12 protein-coding genes are annotated in these 16,295 nt (G+C 71.3%); 5 read left to right on the top strand and 7 right to left on the bottom strand.

What is annotated here, in order from left to right; genetic code table 11:
* Positions 1-67 precede the first annotated feature (67 nt).
* The 3 genes from CED_RS00455 to CED_RS00445 all read right to left on the bottom strand — a co-directional run bounded on the left by CED_RS00455 (position 68) and on the right by CED_RS00445 (position 2,170).
* Positions 68-880 carry a thioredoxin domain-containing protein gene (locus CED_RS00455; protein ID WP_011435365.1) on the bottom strand — a complete coding sequence of 271 codons (813 nt, stop codon included), beginning with the start codon at positions 878-880 and terminating at the stop codon, positions 68-70.
* Positions 837-1,403, bottom strand: coding sequence for a MauE/DoxX family redox-associated membrane protein (locus CED_RS00450; RefSeq protein WP_035908110.1), 567 nt, complete (start codon positions 1,401-1,403; stop codon positions 837-839). The genes CED_RS00455 and CED_RS00450 overlap by 44 nt, the downstream gene beginning before the upstream one ends.
* A complete protein-coding gene (locus CED_RS00445) occupies positions 1,400-2,170 on the bottom strand; it encodes an SCO family protein (protein WP_035908108.1) in 771 nt (256 codons plus the stop codon). The genes CED_RS00450 and CED_RS00445 overlap by 4 nt, the downstream gene beginning before the upstream one ends.
* A 453-nt stretch (positions 2,171-2,623) precedes the next feature.
* Here CED_RS00445 and CED_RS00440 point away from each other — a divergent pair, with 453 nt between their 5' ends.
* Positions 2,624-3,049, top strand: a complete 426-nt coding sequence (locus tag CED_RS00440) for a DUF3618 domain-containing protein (protein ID WP_035730926.1) — start codon at positions 2,624-2,626, stop codon at positions 3,047-3,049.
* 60 nt (positions 3,050-3,109) lie between these two features.
* Here the strand turns inward: CED_RS00440 and CED_RS00435 are convergent, their stop codons facing one another.
* The 4 genes from CED_RS00435 to CED_RS00420 all read right to left on the bottom strand — a co-directional run bounded on the left by CED_RS00435 (position 3,110) and on the right by CED_RS00420 (position 7,554).
* Entirely contained in the window at positions 3,110-4,453 is a 1,344-nt protein-coding gene (locus tag CED_RS00435) for a YbhN family protein (protein WP_035908106.1), read from the bottom strand.
* A gap of 63 nt (positions 4,454-4,516) precedes the next feature.
* Positions 4,517-4,945 carry an ATP-binding protein gene (locus tag CED_RS00430; protein WP_035908104.1) on the bottom strand — a complete coding sequence of 143 codons (429 nt, stop codon included), beginning with the start codon at positions 4,943-4,945 and terminating at the stop codon, positions 4,517-4,519.
* Positions 4,946-5,246: 301 nt separating this feature from the next.
* Complete coding sequence (locus CED_RS25710) at positions 5,247-5,375, bottom strand: hypothetical protein (RefSeq protein ID WP_023841030.1); 129 nt, start codon at positions 5,373-5,375, stop codon at positions 5,247-5,249.
* Positions 5,376-6,888: 1,513 nt separating this feature from the next.
* The gene (locus tag CED_RS00420) at positions 6,889-7,554 is read right to left on the bottom strand and encodes a hypothetical protein (protein ID WP_011435372.1); all 666 of its coding nucleotides are present in this window, start codon (positions 7,552-7,554) and stop codon (positions 6,889-6,891) included.
* A gap of 422 nt (positions 7,555-7,976) precedes the next feature.
* Here CED_RS00420 and CED_RS00415 point away from each other — a divergent pair, with 422 nt between their 5' ends.
* From CED_RS00415 to CED_RS00395, 4 genes are all read left to right on the top strand, one after another.
* The gene (locus tag CED_RS00415; protein WP_035908101.1) at positions 7,977-8,366 is read left to right on the top strand and encodes a co-chaperone GroES; all 390 of its coding nucleotides are present in this window, start codon (positions 7,977-7,979) and stop codon (positions 8,364-8,366) included.
* A gap of 432 nt (positions 8,367-8,798) precedes the next feature.
* A complete protein-coding gene (locus CED_RS00410) occupies positions 8,799-9,098 on the top strand; it encodes a DUF4193 family protein (protein ID WP_011435374.1) in 300 nt (99 codons plus the stop codon).
* A gap of 123 nt (positions 9,099-9,221) precedes the next feature.
* Positions 9,222-12,920, top strand: coding sequence for a LuxR family transcriptional regulator (locus CED_RS24910; RefSeq protein WP_235186827.1), 3,699 nt, complete (start codon positions 9,222-9,224; stop codon positions 12,918-12,920).
* 1,481 nt (positions 12,921-14,401) lie between these two features.
* Complete coding sequence (locus CED_RS00395; protein WP_035908273.1) at positions 14,402-15,295, top strand: LuxR C-terminal-related transcriptional regulator; 894 nt, start codon at positions 14,402-14,404, stop codon at positions 15,293-15,295.
* The last annotated feature ends 1,000 nt before the right edge of the window (positions 15,296-16,295 follow it).

Genomic DNA, 16,295 nt, shown 5'->3' with positions numbered 1-16,295 from the left:
CGGTCTGTGCACCGTGGACCGTGCCCAGGTCCCCCATCTGCTCAGGCTGCCCTGCTCAGGAGCCCGGTCAGGCTGCCGCGTCGACCGCCGCGCGGAAGCCCTCCGGGGTGAGCTGCTCCCCGGACAGCCGCTTGCCGTTGACGAAGACGGTCGGCGTGCCGGTGACGCCGGCCTTCGATGCGTCCTCGTCAACCTTGGCGACGTACCCGTCGTAGGTCCCCTCGTTGACCGCTTTCCGGTACGCCTGCGAGGTCAGCCCCGCTTTCGCTCCGAGCGTGATGAGCGTGTCGTTGGTGAAGCCGCCGGTGCGCTCCTCGGGCTGGTTCGCGTACAGCACATCGTGCAACTGCCGGAACCTGCCCTCGTTGGCGGCTGCCGCCGCCGCGTTCGCTGCCCGCTTCGACTCCGGCCCGATGAACGACATCATATGGTAATCGATCTTGATTTTGCCGTCGTCAAGGAGCTTGCCGATGGTCGGCCCGGTTGTCTTCTCCAGCGTCCCGCAGATGGGGCACTGGAAATCCTCGTACAGGTCGACGGTGACCGGCGCGGACGCCTTGCCGACGACGATGCCGTGATCGGTGCCGGTGGCGCTCGCTGGCAGGACCACCGGCTTCGACTCCTCGCGGGAGTTCTGGACGGCGAAGCCAATCACGCCGACCAGGACGAGAACGGCCAGCACCACGCCGGTGATGATGCCGCGCCGCCGTCGCCGTTCCCGCGCTGCCGCCGCGGCCCGCGCCGCCGCGGCTTTGGCCCGTCGCTCCTGTCCGCTGACCGTCTTGCCTCCACTTGCCGGGGGGGTCGCGTCGGGCCTTGCGCCGCCGCCAGGGGCCCTACCGCCGGTCGTCAACGGTGCCTTCTTCGACTTCGCAGCCATCAGCGGTACTCCCGGAAAGATCGTTCACTGGTTGGTCGAGGAGACGGTCCACCGCCAGGTAGCCGCTCGGCCGCCAGGCCAGCAGCCCGGCGGCGGCGAGCAGCAGGCTGTCGCGGATCAGCTCGGAGGTGTAGTGCGTCGGGGCGTCGGCAGTGAGATCACCCCCAGAGGAGAAGCAGCCGCAGTCGATCCGCAGCCCCCGGGTGGCGGCCGACGCGATCGCTGCGATGTAGACGGCGAACATCACCGCGGACACGACGGCGGACAGCCGCACGGCGAGCCCCACGACGAGCAGCATCCCCAAGGCGATCTCCAGGAACGGGACGCCGTACGCGATCGGCTGCACGAGGGCATCGGGCAGGATGCGGAACGCCCGCACGGAGCGCANCATCCCGTCCGGGTCGTTGACCTTCAACAGCCCGGCGACCAGCCAGACCACGCCGAGGCCGAGGCGCAACACTGTGGAGACGGCGCGACTGGCCGGCTGCATGGGGGTGACAAGGCTGTAGGTGATCGGATTCAAGACCGTGCTTCTTCTGATCCGGACCGCTCGGCGGTCAGTTTGGGCAGGTCGTCGATGTATTCCTGGACGCTGGTCCCCGCCAGGTACAGCGCGCGGATCCTGTCATCCCGAGAGAAGACGATGACCTGGGCGCCATGGGTGACCAGAACGGAGCCGTCGGCCTGGACCTCCGGTTTCTCCAGGGGAACGCCCAAGGCCTCGGCCTCGGTACGGATCCGGTCGAACGGGCCGCGGACGCCGATGAAGGTTGCGTTGAACTGTTTAAGCCAACGGCTGAGGACCGCCCCCGTATCCCGATCAGGGTCGGTCGTCACGAAGACGACCGTCACCTGGTCACGCACGTCCGGTTTCACCTCGCCGAGTGCCGACGCGAGGTCCGCCATCGTGGTCGGGCAGACGTCCGGACAGTGGGTGTAGCCGAAGAACAGCATAGTGATCTTCCCCTGCGTGCGTGTGCGCAGGTCGAAGGGACGGCNGTCGGCGTCGGTGAGGTTGAGGGCCGGCTTGGCCAGCCGCCTGGCCGGGACGGTGCCGTGCAGGCTGCCGTCGCCGCCGTTGCCCACATCGACGATCTTCACTCCGGTGTCGGTTCCCGAGCCGGCGCAGGCGGTGAGCAGCGCCATCGAGGAAGCGACCAGGACCGTGGCAATGGTTCCGGCCAGCGCCGGACGGCGCCGCCGGGAGCGCGACGGGGGGAACTGTCCAGGCGGGGAACCGGCGTCGTGACGGGAACCCGTGTCGTGACGAGGATGGTGGACTGGGGACATGACGCTCCAGGGCAGGGCCGGGCAGGACGGATCGGGGCCACGGAAAACGTGTCCGCCTGACTGCGGCAGGTGCTGACGGTGGGAGTCGCCCGGGGCGACTCCCACCCGGGCCAGAGCACCGCTGGCCGTCGCGCACAGCGTTCAGCGTAATGTCCCGCCGGACGGATTCCGGTGTGCGGTTGCTTCCGCCTGCGGCGCCAGCTGCGCGGTGTCTGCGGCGCCAGCTGCGCGGTACGGAGACCGGGACCGGACGGGGCGAGACGCCGCGCGTCAGGGCGCCCGCGTGACGTGTCGCGCCACTGGCGGTTTNGTCTCGCCGGGCGGNGNTGTGTCTGGCACGATCGTTGCAGGCCGGTCGCACCCGACGGAGATGTCCGTGGCGTCCATCGACGCCGATCGACGCCAGCCGCGGGAGCGCGTCCGCCATTCGCAACGGACGAGAGGGCGACATCGGTGCCGCAGGACCCGGCCGTGATCCAGCAACAGATCGAAGAGACCCGCGCCGAACTGGCGGAGACGATCGATTCCATCACGGAGATCGTCAGCCCGCGCCGCGTCGCCGAGCGGGCCCAGATGCAGCTGCGGGTGAAGACCGCCGAACTGCGCCACAGGTACGGTCCGGCCCTCGGGATCGGCCCGGGGCCGGCGCTTCCCGAACTGGAAGCCGGCGTCGGAGCCGATGGCGTGGACCGGCGGGGGGNTGCGGGCACGCTGACCGGGGGNGCGCTGGACGGCAGGGCGGNGCCCGGCCCCTCTGGCGGCGCCACCGTGGTCCGGGTGGTGCGCTGGGAGCGGGTCGTTCTCGTGGGTGGAGGTGTGCTGCTCCTGGTGGGTGGGATCCGTCATCGCCGTCGTCGCCGGTCGTCCCGGCGCGGGTGAGCGGCCCGCCCGCCCGCCTGGGCCGCTCCCGGGCCGGTCGCGCCGACTCCCTGCCCCCGCCTACAGGTCGCCGGTGCGGCGCAGCCAGGCCAGCATGAGGATCCCCGGCAGCACCGGCAGCCAGAAGCTGATCAGGCGGTAGACGAGGACCGCGGTGAACATGGACGCCGCCGTACCGCCCGCGGCCGCGAGCCCGAAGGCCAGTGCCGGTTCGATCGCGCCGATGCCGCCGGCTGTCGGCGCCGCGCCGGCTACCATCGAGCCGATGAGGTAGACCGCGGCAACGGACAGCAACGTCATGCTGGTGCCGAATGCCCAGACCGTGCAGGCGAGCGCGAGGATCTGGAAGAAGCGTGTCCCTGTTTGGGACAGCAGCAGCAGCAGAGCCCGGCACGGGGAACGGGCGAGGATCTTCAGATGGGTGTCGAAGGCCCGCACCGCCGGCCGGGCCTTCGACCGGATCCGTGGATGGGCCACGGTGCCCGTCACGAGCGCGCAGACCGCCCCACAGCCGAGCACGAACGGCCCCGGCCCGAGCCCCTGGACAGTGGACCGCAGCGGGTTGGCCACGGCANCCCCGATGCCCGAGTCGCTGAGGGTGCCGGCGACCAGGACGATGCCCCCGAGGTGCGCCACCCCGCCGGCCACCTTGATCGACGTGATGGCCGCCAGGGCCGCGGGACGCGTCATCCCGCGCCGTTCCAGGAAACGCAGATGGATCGCGATGGCCCCGAGACCCGCGGGCACGATCCGGTTCGCCGCCGCTGCCGCGACCTGCAGGCCGGTCACGGTGCGTAGCTCGATCCGCAGGCCGCTGGCCGCCCGCGTGGACAGGCCGTTGGCGAAGTAGAACAGGACCGAGGAGAGCGCGCAGATGACGAGCCAGTGCCAGCGGGGCGTGGGAACGCCGGCCAGCCGTGAGGCCATGTCGCCGCGGAAGCGCACGGCCAGGATGGTGAGGGGCACGGCGAGCACGCCGGCGAGCAGGACGTTGCGCCGCCGGGACCGGGACGATCGAACCGGTCCGAGACGGAGCGCGAGCGGTTCGGCGAAGACGTGGACGTCACCGGCCGGGGATGCGACGAGCTCGCCCCTCGGTGTCGTTGTAGAGCTCGGTTTCGTTGTAGAGCTCGGTGTCGTTGCAGCCACGTCGTCGGAGTTGTCGTCCGGGTGGGCACCGGGGCGTCGTAGTAGCTGCCGGGTCAGCACCACCGGCGGTGGAAGCGGGGGCGCGGGCGCGGCGGCGCTCTCGGCGCTGACAGCGCCGAGCAGGACCGGAGTCTCGATGACTACCCCCGTAGGATCGACAGGCGCGATCACGGTCGTGATGCAGAGGAGACGTACGTCACGGTACGCGGCTTGACGGTATGCGGCTTGGCTGAACAGCAGCTGAAGCAGTCTCATTGCCAACCTGGCCACCGGAAGTCGCGCGACGACGCTTCGGGAGGAATCGGTCGGCGGCCCTGGTCAGGAGCCGCAGACCGCCTCGATCGGATCCTGTTGGCGTGGCAGGTCGAACCAGACCTGCTTGCCTGACCCCCGGGTGTCCGGTACCTCGACGACACCCCACTGCATTGCCAGCGCGGCGACCAGCTGCAGGCCCCGGCCCGACTCGTCGTCGTCGTGGGCGGGCTTCAGCACCGGCCACAGCGAGCTTCCGTCGTCGACCGCGATGCGGATCCGGTCGTCGCGCAGGGACAGTGTGAGGCACAGGGCGGCGCGGGCGCCGACGAAGCGCACCGCGTTCGTCACGACCTCACTGACGAGTAGCTGCGCGACCTCGACGGTCTCCGGGCGGCCCCAAGCGGCGAGCAGCTCGGTGACCAGCCGGCGGGCTCGGCTGGCGGCGCGGGGATCGGCGGGCAGGNCGAAGCGTGCGCTGAGAGCTTCGGCCACGCCTCACCTTCCGGGGGGNTGTCAGTCACGGTCGTCGTTCCGGTGCGGGGGTCTGCCGCGTCGCGTTACTGCCACCATGACCGCCCCCCCAAACCTGACCCTCTGTGGTCGTCGAGCCGGGCAACGGCCACGCGACGCATCTGGATACCGCGACCGGGACGTCCGGGCGACGCGACGCGCCGAGGACGGCATCGGCGCTTCCCTCGCCGGGGTGCCGGGCCGGGGTGGCAGGCCGTCCCAGCGGGGCGGGNCGGCCNGCCCCNCTGGGNCGGCCGGGNGGGNGACCACGTCGGGGATGGCGTCAGATGACGTCGATGCCGTCCAGCACCGACTCGCGGCGAGCCATCCAGGCCCGCGTGACCTCGTCGACCGCGGTCTGGTCGATGCGGGCCGCCGCCGCCGACAGATCGCTGCGGGGGGACGGCACCATGTCCGCATCCGCATCCGCTCGCGCGGCTGTTCGCGGCATGGCAGCCCGACCGGGGTGTGACGAGTTCGGCGGGTCGATCCCAGGTTGCGCGTACCGGCTACCGGAGCCATGCGGTACACCACCGGTTCCGTCCGGGGCGCGCCCGTCGGGCGGGGTCGGGTTCCGATCGAAGGCCGGCCCGGGGTGGTCGGGACGGCCGATGGGCCGTGGGCCGGGCTGGTCCCTCGTCGGCTGCCCACCCGGTTCCGCGCGCCGCTGCGGTGCTCGGGGACGGTCTGCCCAGGCTCTCGCCCCGTTCCCCGCGGGGCGTCCCGGGGACTCGGCCGGGCCCGGCCGTCCGCGGTCGGGCTGTCCGCGGTGTGTGGATCCCGGCTGCATGGATCCCGACCGGGTGGATTCCGGCGGCGTCGGCCCCGGCTGGGGTGATGGCCGGCCCTGGTGGCGTCCGGGCCCCGGCAGCGCGGGACCGGGGTCCGACGGGCCGCCTGGCCCGGTTCCGGTGCCGGTCATCGAGCGCGGCGTCTCGACCCTGGCCGTGGCCATCTCGACCGGACCGGAGATCGAGGGAGCGGGCCGGGANGACGGCACGACGACATCGTCCCGGGCCACCGACGGGTTTACGGCCGGCGGGTAGCCGTCCGCGGCGGACCGGTCCCGGTCCGTGGGGTACCCGCCCGTCGGATACCGGTCCGAGGAGTATCCGTTGGGAGCATGTTGCCGCCCGCCGGGCAGTCGTGGCCGGGCACCGGTTGGCCGCGGAGCACCCCGCTGGGCGGGATGGGCAGCCGGGGGCGGGTAGCCCGAACGGTCGGAGTATCCGCCGGACGGCGGGTGGTCGGAGTCTGCCGGGGACCCCATGGGCAGGTGGGCAGCCGCCCCGGGCATCGGCTCGGGGAACTGTCCAGGAACCGGGACAGGCGGCCTGACCGGTGACTGTGGTGGCGGGGGNGACTGTGGTGGCGGGGGNGACTGCGGNGCGGGCGGNCTGGNCGCGGGGNGAGCCGGNGGGAACATCCTGGCCTCGTCAACCGCCCGGCTGTCCGGTGCGGCGCCCGGCGACATGCCGGTGATCGCGATGATCGACGCGCAGGGCCAGAGACGGTCGCAGCTCAGGCAGAGGTCGAACTCATTCGGCTGATGAAGGTCGATGAGGGTGATCAGCGAGTGAATATGCTCGACGATCTTCGGGCCGACCAGGACCGGCCCACGGGCGATGACGTCGAGCTCCGAGCGCAGTCGCCCGTGATACTGCTCGACGTCAGCAAGGCGCGGATCCTCCATCACCGGCAGCATGCACCATAGCGGGCCAGCGGGCACGAAGGGTGTAGCCCGTTCGGGTTCACCGTCACCGCTGACTCACGTTCCGTTTCTGACTCGCGATGCCAGACGCCGCTGATGGTTCCCTCTCCCTTACGTGCGGTGAGGGCGGGAAGTGGGTTCGCCGGGACGGGCCGCATGGTCATGCCGAGCCGGAGTCCGGACGGCGTGGCCGCGGGGAGGCGCTGATCGCAGATCAGGACCGGTCCGGCCGGACCTCGTCCGTGCGGCGGACCTGCCGCATCAGACCCTCCTGAAGCCTGGCGAACTCCTCGATGTAGGGACTTTCGACCTGCCCGGGGGCACCTCCGGGCTCCTTGCCCGGCGCGGACCGGTCGAACGGCTCGAAACCCGCGAACTGCCCGCCGGCACCCGGCGGCATGCGGTCGGGCTGGCCGTCGAACGCGGGATAGTGCCCACCCCCCGCCGCCTGAGCGCCCCGCTCGGCGGGTCCGTCGTACCCGGGTCCGTAGGAGGACGGCAGGCCGTTGCTGCTCTGCGGGACCGCACGGTCCGCGGCGTTGTCGAACGCCGGGTAGTGGGCACCGTTGGCCGAGGCCGCGCGGTCGGTGGGACCGTCGTAGGCGAACCCCGAGCCGTTGGGACTGCCGGCCCCGGGGCTGATCGAGAGCGGGGCGCCGCGCATGCTGTCGCCGGAGGTGTCCGGCTGCTCCGTGGAGAGGAACCCCTCGGATGCCGGGTAGATGCGGGCCGACAGGCTGACCGACATCGGGTCACTGCCGTAGGTGATGACGTCAACCTGGTCCTCCGCGCTGATGCCGCCGCTGCGGGCGAGATCGACGAAGCGGAACAGATCGGCCCACCGTAGCCCATCGAGGTCGACGCTGATACGCAGTGCCATGATCGTGCCCCATCCCTGAGGTTCGTTACGTGCCGACGGTTACCTGGGCGCCAACGGACGATCGAGGGGTGACCGGCTCGCCCCCGTCAGCGCCAGCCCGGGCGGCGATGGGCGGCAGCTTATACCGCGTTGGGAGACCATTCCCCATCCGGGGAGGTTCGGCTGGCTCTGCTCCGATAAGGCGAAGTGGGGGTATCGCGTTCTTCGTCGCGTCCCGTCACCCGAGGGCATTCCCGGGCGGAACGTTGGCGGGGAATCAGGGCGGCCGGGCTGGCCCCTCCGGTGAGGAGGTGTGGGGTGCGTGGATGCCGGCCGGGAGGCGTGGAAAGTCTCGGCCGGCGGACGTGGTCGGTCGATCGGGCGGTCGTGAAATGCCGCCTGGGGTGTCACCGGTGATTGGAAGGCGGGTAGTGTCCGACCCTGTGAACGTTGTGTCCGGCGGTGTCAACGGGGTCGGCGCGGCTGGGGTGGGCACGCAATCGGGTGTCATGCAGTCCGGCGCGCTGCCAATCAGGCTCCTGCACGACCGCGTGCTGGTCGAGCCGCGTGAGGATTCCGTGGACCGGCGGTCGAAGGCGGGCATCGTCATCCCCCCGACCGCGCATATGGGGAAGCGCCTGTCCTGGGCGGACGTCGTCGCGGTGGGGACGGCCGTGCGGACCATCCAGGTTGGCGATCGGGTGTTGTTCGACCCCGAGGACCGGGCCGAGGTGGAGCTGCACTCGACCACCTACGTTCTGCTGCGGGAGCGGGACGTGCACGCCGTCGCGGCGGAGCGGTTGGACGACGGCTTGACGGGTCTGTATCTCTAGATCCGGCCGGTCGGCCCCCAGGCTTGCGTGGCCCTTTCCGACCATCCGATGACGGCGCGGCGTCCAGGTGGTGTACGGTGCCGCATCGATCGAGATGCGGGCGGTCCACCGGAGTCGTGATGTTTGATCATGGCTGTGGCGGGAGTGACACCGCGCCAGCCAGGCGCTGCCTGGCCTGACGCGGTTCCGCCCCGTATCCTTCGCTCGGCTCTGGAGATCCGCGTTCCGGCCGGGACCCTTGGATGTGGTGGAGGCACCCGGAAATGCGGACACAGGGCATCGCGTCACNTCAATCTTTGGGGTCACTGCGTACTGTAACCAGCCGATGTCCTGAGGTGCAGTGTTTCATGGCTCCTCACGCTCGGTCGAACCCAAGACCGATGGGTTGGCATACCCATTGGGTGAACGACGGCAGGGAAAGGAAGGAGACGCATGGCTCGTGACTTCGACGCTCGGCGAAGCACGGATGTCGAGGAGGACGAGCTCCAGGAACAGAGCCTGGAGACGCTCAAGGCGCAGCGCGCCGGTGCGGCGGCGGACCTGGGGGACGACATGGACGCCCTCGAGGCCGAGCTGGACCTTCCGGATGCGGAGGTGCGCGACGAGGAACTGTCGCTGCGGGTACTTCCCCGGCAGGCCGACGAGTTCACCTGCACTCGATGCTTCCTGGTGCAGCACCGCAGCCAGCTCGCAGACGTCCGTCACGTCGTCTGTTCGGACTGCGCGGCCTGAGGGCCGGGTCCCGGGGCGGGGTGTCCCTCGACGGCGGGCGGTGCGGACCGGTTGCCCGGTTGCCCGGTCGTCTGAGTAGGCGTACCACTACCTAGCGCGAGTTTGTCGCTGGGGGTGGTGCGGATGCTCGACGAACAGTCACCGATGTCCGGTTCCGTCCGGTCCCGTCCCGCCGCATTTGAGGGTCGACGGCCCCTCCGCCCGGAGGATGCCGCTCCCCGTCCCGGGGAGGAGGATCCCGCGGACGGTCCCGAAAGCCTGCCGCTGCTCCTGANCCGNTTCGNCCCCCCGCCGGCCCCGCCGGGTCATGTCGATCGACCACGGCTGCTCGACGCACTCGACGCCGCCACCGTCCTGCCCCTCACGGTGGTGCGGGCTCCGGCCGGCTCGGGCAAGACGGTGCTGGTCGCGGCCTGGGCCGCGGCCCGGCGGGGGGAGACGCCGATCGTGTGGGTGCGGGTCGATCCGGCGGTCGTCCCCGGCCCGCGTGGCGGGGGGCCGGGCCTCCCACTGTGGCCGCAGCTGCTGCACGGGCTGGGACGACACGGTCTGCTCCCGGCCGGTGAGGGCTTTGGGAGCCGGTACGGTCCCGCGGCCGACGATCTTTATGATCGGCGTTACCGACGGCTCGCCAACATCCTCGCCGACCTCCCGACGTCCTTCATACTGATCCTCGACGACGTGCATCTGATCACCCGGCGTTCGGACCTCGACGGCCTCGAACTGCTGATCGACGGGGCCGCGGATCGGGCCCGGATCATTCTGATGGGCCGGACGGTGCCCGTGGCGCTGCACCGGCTGCGGGCCGCCGGGTGGATCACCGAGATCGGTCCGGCAGATCTCGCCTTCACCCGGGCGGAGGCCGCCGCGCTCCTGGGCCGGCAGGAGATCACGGGCCGGCAGGAGATCACGGCGTCGCCCGCGACGGTGAGCGGTCTCGTGCACGTCACCGAGGGCTGGGCGGCCGGGCTGCGGCTGGCGGCCGGGGCGCTCGCCGCACGGGAACGACGACCACTGCCGGGGGCGGATGGGCGGTGGGAAGCGGCCGTCGCATCCCCGTCCGGTGGCCTCGGTGACACGGCTGGTTTCTCCGGCGCCGTGGCCGGCCATCCCGCGATCGCCGATTTCCTGCGGGCCGAGGTGCTAGCCGGTAAGCCGTCGCCGGTACGCCGCTTCCTCCTGCGGACCAGTGTCCTGGAGCGCATGACCGGGCCGCTGGCGGACGCCGTCGCGGCCGAGCGGATGGACGCGGGCGTCCTGGCGGCGGCTACCGGCTCGCGTGCCGCGCCGGCACCCACGGTGGGCGCACGGGTGAGCGGGAAGGAAGTTCTGGCGGCACTCGCGCATGCCGACGGCTTCGTGGTCGAGCTCGACCACGACGGCGGATGGTTCCGCTTTCACCGGCTGCTTGCCGCGGTGCTGCGTTCCGCGTTGGCCGCGGACGGCGACGAGGACACCGCTGAGCTCCACTTGCGAGCCGCGATCTGGTTCGCCGCGCACCGTCGGACGACGGACGCGGTACATCACGCCGCGCATGCCGGGGATTGGTGGTACGCGGCCTGCCTGCTCGTCGATGGGACCGAGATGGTGGACGCCCTGCATGGCGGCGTCGCGGGGTTCAGCCCGATCATGACGGGGATGCCGGACTCCCCGGCCTCGTGGTCGCCGGAGTGCGCACTGGTCGCCGCCGTGGGCCGGCTGGGCCGGGGACAGGTGGGGGCGGCCACCAGATACCTGCAGGTGGCCCGGGGGAGCATCGCCGCGGCGGTCGTGTCCCGTCGTCGCGCGCTCGCGGTCCGGGCCGATCTCGTCGACCTGCGCCGGGCGGAGCTCGCCGGGGCGTGCGAGGAGATGCTGAGCATCACCCGCCGGTTGCTACGGTCCCCGGGCAGGCCGGGCGCCGTGCCGCAGCCGGTTGGTCCGGTGGTTGCCGGTGTGACGGGGCGGGCGGAGGCTGCGGGGAAGGGCCGGCCACGACCGCCCGCCGACATGCGGCCGCCGGGAGATCCCCGGTTCCTGCCCGCCGGCCCCGTCGGGGGCGCCGAAGGTCCCGGACGGGAGCCGGGCGGTGTTCGACGTGATCACGTCGGGGGAGACGTGGCCCGCCCCGGCTCCGTCGTCGGTGGGGCCCCGCCGGACCGCCCGGCCGGGATCGTCGCGCGATCGACCGGTGGTGGCGTGGATGGGGGCGTGGATGGTTCCGACAGGATCGCGGCAGCCGTGGCCTGGTGTGCGCGCGGGCGGGCGGAGCTCTGGCTCGGCCGTCCCGACCTGGCGCTGGAGGCGTTGCGGGAGGCGATGACGGCGGCCCGGGATACCGGTCTGCGGACGGTCGAGGCATCGGCGTCCGGGGCGATGGCTCTCGCCTACGTGCTACGGGGTCGGTTGCGGCAGGCCGAGTCCAGCGCGGCAGCGGCGGTCGCCACCGCCGCTGTGATCACTGCCAGCCCGGTCGATCCCACGGCCGTCCCCGCATCCTCGGATGGTCGGACCGACATGCCGGCAGGCCTGGTCGAGGCGCATCTCGCCCATGCGATGGTGGCGGCAGCCCGGGTCGACGACGTGCGTGTCACGCACCATCTCGACCTCGCGCGGATGGCCTTCACCCCGGCGCATCCTCCCTACCTGCTCGATCTGATCGTCGTGCTGGAGGCGAGGGCGCGATGCCGGCGTGGGGAGGCGGACGATGTGCGGGCTGCCCGCCGTCTCCTGGCGTCGCGAGGACGGCCGGCCGGACCGCCGCTGTGTCTGTCGCTGTGGCGCGCCGCCGAGACCGACCTGCTGATCGCCGTCGGGAACGCCCAGGCTGCCCGGCAGCTGCTGGGCCAGCTGGCCGACACCCGCCGGCCGGACCATGCTCTCGCGCTCGCGGCGGCCCGGGCGAACCTCGCGTGCGCTGATCTAGAGGGAGCGGAGCACGCGGTGGCGGCTCTGCTGCGGGCGGACGGTGGCGGAGGCGGTTCGGTGGTGTCGGCATGTGTGGTGGCAGCGGTGGCGGCCGCGCGGCGTGATGACCATGCGCGGGCCACCGACCTGCTGGCGCGTGCCCTCGCGCTCGCCGAGGACGAGGGACTCGCTGGCCCGTTCCTCGAATTCGGCGGCGAACCGTTGGCGATCTTGGATGCCCATCCCGGCCTCTCCGCCGCACATCCGTTCTTCGTGTCGACTTTGCGGGCCATGGCCACGACGGAGTCCGCCGCCGCGGTGAACCCGCGGACGCCGACCGACGGCGGACCGGTCATGGCCGTATCCGGGGCGGGGGTGCCGCCTCTGGGGGTGCCGCCTCTGGGGGCGGCCGGCCTGGAGGTGCCGAACGGGGGGACGCCGAGCGGGGGGATGCCGAGCGGAGAGGTGGCGGTGCCCGCGCCCGCGTGGCCGGCCACCCCACGTCGATCCGTCATGAGCGGGCGAATGGCACGTCCGGCCCTCATGACCCCCGCGGCGCGCTCGGCGCCGCCTGACCGTGACAGGCAGGGGGCCGACGTCCCGCGCGGCCCCTCCGGCCCCTCCGGCCCCTCCGGTCCGGCGGGCTACGGCCTTGGGACGGGAACAAGTCCGATCTCCCTAGGGCAGCCGGGGGCGCGTGAGCGCTCACCCGGTTCCAGGGACGGGCGGGGACCCGGTGCGGGTGGCCGGCTCAGCGACCGGGAACTCGCGGTCCTCAGCTATCTGCCGACGATGTTGACGACCACCGAGATCGCCGCCGAGCTCTTCGTCTCCGTGAACACGGTGAAGACGCACCTGAAGAGCATCTACCGCAAGCTCGACGTGCCACGGCGTCGCGACGCTGTACATCGCGCGCGCGAATTGCGTCTATTGTAAATAGTCATACCGTTTATCGTAAAAATAAATTTTAGGTGGGAGGTCAACGGTCCGGTGGTCGGGGCGCCGCGATCAGGATGACGGTGATTCAGTGAATCGCGGCGGGCACGGGGGNGGGTACCCTCCCCCCGAGCCGGGTCCGTCGTCCACTGCGTCCGCATAGCCGGCATCGGTGCGGTCGCTCTCCGTGTGACCGGGGCCCGTGTGACCGGCATCGAGGTAGCCGGCATCCCTCTGGATCCTGTTGGACCCGGGCTGCGGTGGGCCGTACCGGTATGTGCCGAACGCCGCCGTTCGTTCGATGCGCCGCCCGATCGGGCCGGGACCAGGCCCGATCGGTGTCCGCCCCGCTCCGCGGGTACGTGCGGTGGCCCGTGCCGGTGCCGGCAGGAAGGCGCGGAGCAGGCAGATCATCGATGTCACGATCCCCGTGATCATCAGGATCAGACCCAGAACCTGGAGATCCACTCCGGTGGTGTGCCAGGTGAGCGCGTAGCGCAGGATGGCACCCACCACGACCAGGAAGACCGACCGCCCCAAGGTCATCGCCTTCGTACCTCCGCCTCTCTCCTACCGTGGCTTTGGTCTCCTGCTGTGGCTTCGACCTGTGGCTTCGGCCGGTCGATGATCGGTGCATGGCCACATCGCGCCCCGGCCGCGCTCGATGGTGTCCGCGCTCGATGTGTCGTCGTCGTGGAGCGGCACCATGGGATGGGTGGTCCGTGCGGGGAGCGGAGAACTCCACCCCTCCGGGGCGGGCCGCGGACCGCTGGCGAAACCGTGCACTGCCGCCGTGGATACCCTGCGTGACCAATGTTCATGCTGTCGATGTCGGTCGGGATCCAGGGCTCACCCGCGCCGGAGGACGTTTTCCGGCTTCTTTCGCGGCCGCGATCGAGGCCGGGGGAGCCAATCTCGTACTTGTGAGGTAGCCCCGACGGGCGGTGCCAGCGGGAGGGAAAAATCACCTCGAGCCACTGCCGGGGGGCCGCCGGACGCCGTCATCCCAAACGTTTACGTGCGTTAAGGTCGCGTTTTCCCCGGCTGAGCCGAAGATGCGGGGTGAGTGTGATCGGGGGGGCGTGGGCGACTGCTGGCGTAGCGAGGGAGGTGGGCCCTACGCTTGCCGAACCTGTCCAACTTCGCCGGAAATCAACCTGGCGGCATCGTCCCTAGCGGACGAGGCCTGGCGTCGGTTCTGAGTTCTGACCCCCCCGGAGGCACGTGTGACCGACCGAGTTTCCCGCCCGCATGATGTTATCGGTGAGGACGCACTACATCGGCCGCGAATTGGCGTGACCGTCGACACATCCGCCGAGGCCGCTGCGGCGGGCCGGGTCGCGAGGCGTGTCTCCGCGAGCNCNCCCNCNCCGCTGNCCCCGCCGCACCGCTCGCCGGCCACCCGGCATTCCGCCGCCACCGGCGCCGGTGCGGGGCGACCGCTGCACCAGCGCTCCGGCCCGCCGGGGAGCGGCGTGCCGATGGGCGGCTCGCCGATGGGCCGCGGCGACGTGCCGAGCGCCACCGGCCGCGCGGTCCCGGCCGGTGGCCCGCCCGTCCGGTCCGCTCCGGTGGCGCGTACCGCGCCGATGCCGCGGGACCTGGCTCTCGGCGCGGCCGAGCTGCGCGGCATCCTGCGCGTGGTGGAGGACTGCGAGCGGGCGTCGTCGCTGGCATCCTTCCGCGAGCTCGCCCTGGACGGCATGGCCCGGCATCTCGGTTACCGGCATTCCGCCTTCTTCCTGGGCTCCTCGCTCGAGACCGCCTTCCAGGACGCCCGGCCCACCGGTCGCGGGCTGGCGCTTCGACTCGCGGGCCCCTACCTGGAGCGTTACCGGGAGCTGGAGGCCCTCAGCAATCCGGACAGCCTGCGTTCGGTCCGCGAGCGGGGGCTCGCCACCCTTGACGATCTCGGCGTCCCGGAACGCCCGGAGGTGCGGATGCGCCTGGAGCGGTTTCTGNGGGCACACGGCATCCACGCGAAGCTGCTCATCCGCCTGTTCGGTCCGTCGAACGTGGGCGCCGTGGTGTCCCTGCTGGATTCTCGGCCGGGCGCGTTCGGACCGCGGGACCGCGCCGTCGGGGCAGTTCTCGGGCGGCATCTCGGTAATCTCCTGCGTTTCTACATCCGGNCGGACCCGGGCCCGTCGGTCGCGGGCAAGCTGTCGGCGCGCGAGCGCGACGTCGTCCGTCTCGTCGCCGANGGCCGTTCCAACCGCCAGGTCGCCGAGGCGCTGTGCATCAGCATCGACACGGTCAAGCACCATCTCACCCATGCGCTCGTGGCGACGGGGTGCACGAACCGGACCCAGCTGGCGATCGCGTGGCAGCGGGAGACGAGCGCGTTCGCGGCCCCCGGCAACCCGCGGCCCTGAAACTGTGACGTCATAAGGTCATGAGGCCGCTGCCGTGGATGTTCGATCGGTGGGATCCGTGGGATCCGCGGCGGTGCCGATGATCTACGACCTCAGATTCGAGCCGCGAACCCCGGTGCGCCACCGCGCGGGACGCGGTCGCCGGCACCTGATCCTCCGATGACGGCGATCATGATCGACCTCTCCATCGGGGCCGCCGGCATTTCGGCGCGAAGGGATGAGGCGAGAGGCCGGTCCCGATGATCGAGCAGTGGCGGGAACGGACACCCTGCGTGTCCGTTCCCGGTGCCGACGGCCGCGTGCCGATGATCCCACCCGGGTGACAAAGCCGGTCCGTGGTAATCGATCTGGCCTCGCCTGACCGGTCCCGAGGGTCATGTCCTGCACGCCCCGCGACGACTGTCGCTTATTGTGGCTGAAATGTTGCCATTGGCATCCCTATTGAGGTCGTTGCCGGAAAGTTGATCGGATAAGCTTGCGATCGACGGCGCGCTGTGACTAGGTTGGCCGATGTCCCTTCTGGTCCGCATGGGGTCTGAAGGAGTCAGTCTCCGTCCGTCAGCGCCTGACCCGGCCGGCGGCGACCACGATCGATTTTCAGGACGGTGTCCGCCCGTGGTTCCATACCTCCCGGGGCGTCGTCCTCGCATCCGATTTCTCCAGGCCCTGCGCGTGCGGGCGTGTGTTGCCGGAAAGTAGCCACATCTGTTCATCGCCGCATTAGATGATCGATTCTGAAGAGAAACCGCCGCGACCGGCGACCGGGATAGCGACCTGCGTGATACTCATTCGTAACCTCCATCGATGGCCGCAGCGATTGATGACGTCGCCCGGTGCACACCCCTGCGGGCTCTGTGTAATCCCGATCCGCGACATCGTCATCGATGTCCGGCGGTGGGCGAGCCGGCGACTGGATGTCGTCCGAACCTGGTCACGGCGACCGCGCCAGTGGTCCGATGGGCCCACGATCACCGCTGTGGTCCGGCACCGCGCAATGATC

Source organism: Frankia sp. CeD, assembly GCF_000732115.1.
GTDB lineage: Bacteria > Actinomycetota > Actinomycetes > Frankiales > Frankiaceae > Frankia > Frankia casuarinae.
Note: the sequence above shows the minus strand (reverse complement) of the source record. Positions and strands in the feature narration are given on the sequence as shown.

What these genes read in the sequence shown, in the direction of transcription:
- CED_RS00410 (WP_011435374.1), top strand. Translation starts at nt 8,799, where the DNA reads ATGGCTCGTGACTTCGACGCTCGGCGAAGCACGGATGTCGAGGAGGAC.
- CED_RS25710 (WP_023841030.1), bottom strand. Translation starts at nt 5,375, where the DNA reads ATGGTGCCGTCCCCCCGCAGCGATCTGTCGGCGGCGGCGGCCCGCATC.
- CED_RS00455 (WP_011435365.1), bottom strand. Translation starts at nt 880, where the DNA reads ATGGCTGCGAAGTCGAAGAAGGCACCGTTGACGACCGGCGGTAGGGCC.
- CED_RS00420 (WP_011435372.1), bottom strand. Translation starts at nt 7,554, where the DNA reads ATGGCACTGCGTATCAGCGTCGACCTCGATGGGCTACGGTGGGCCGAT.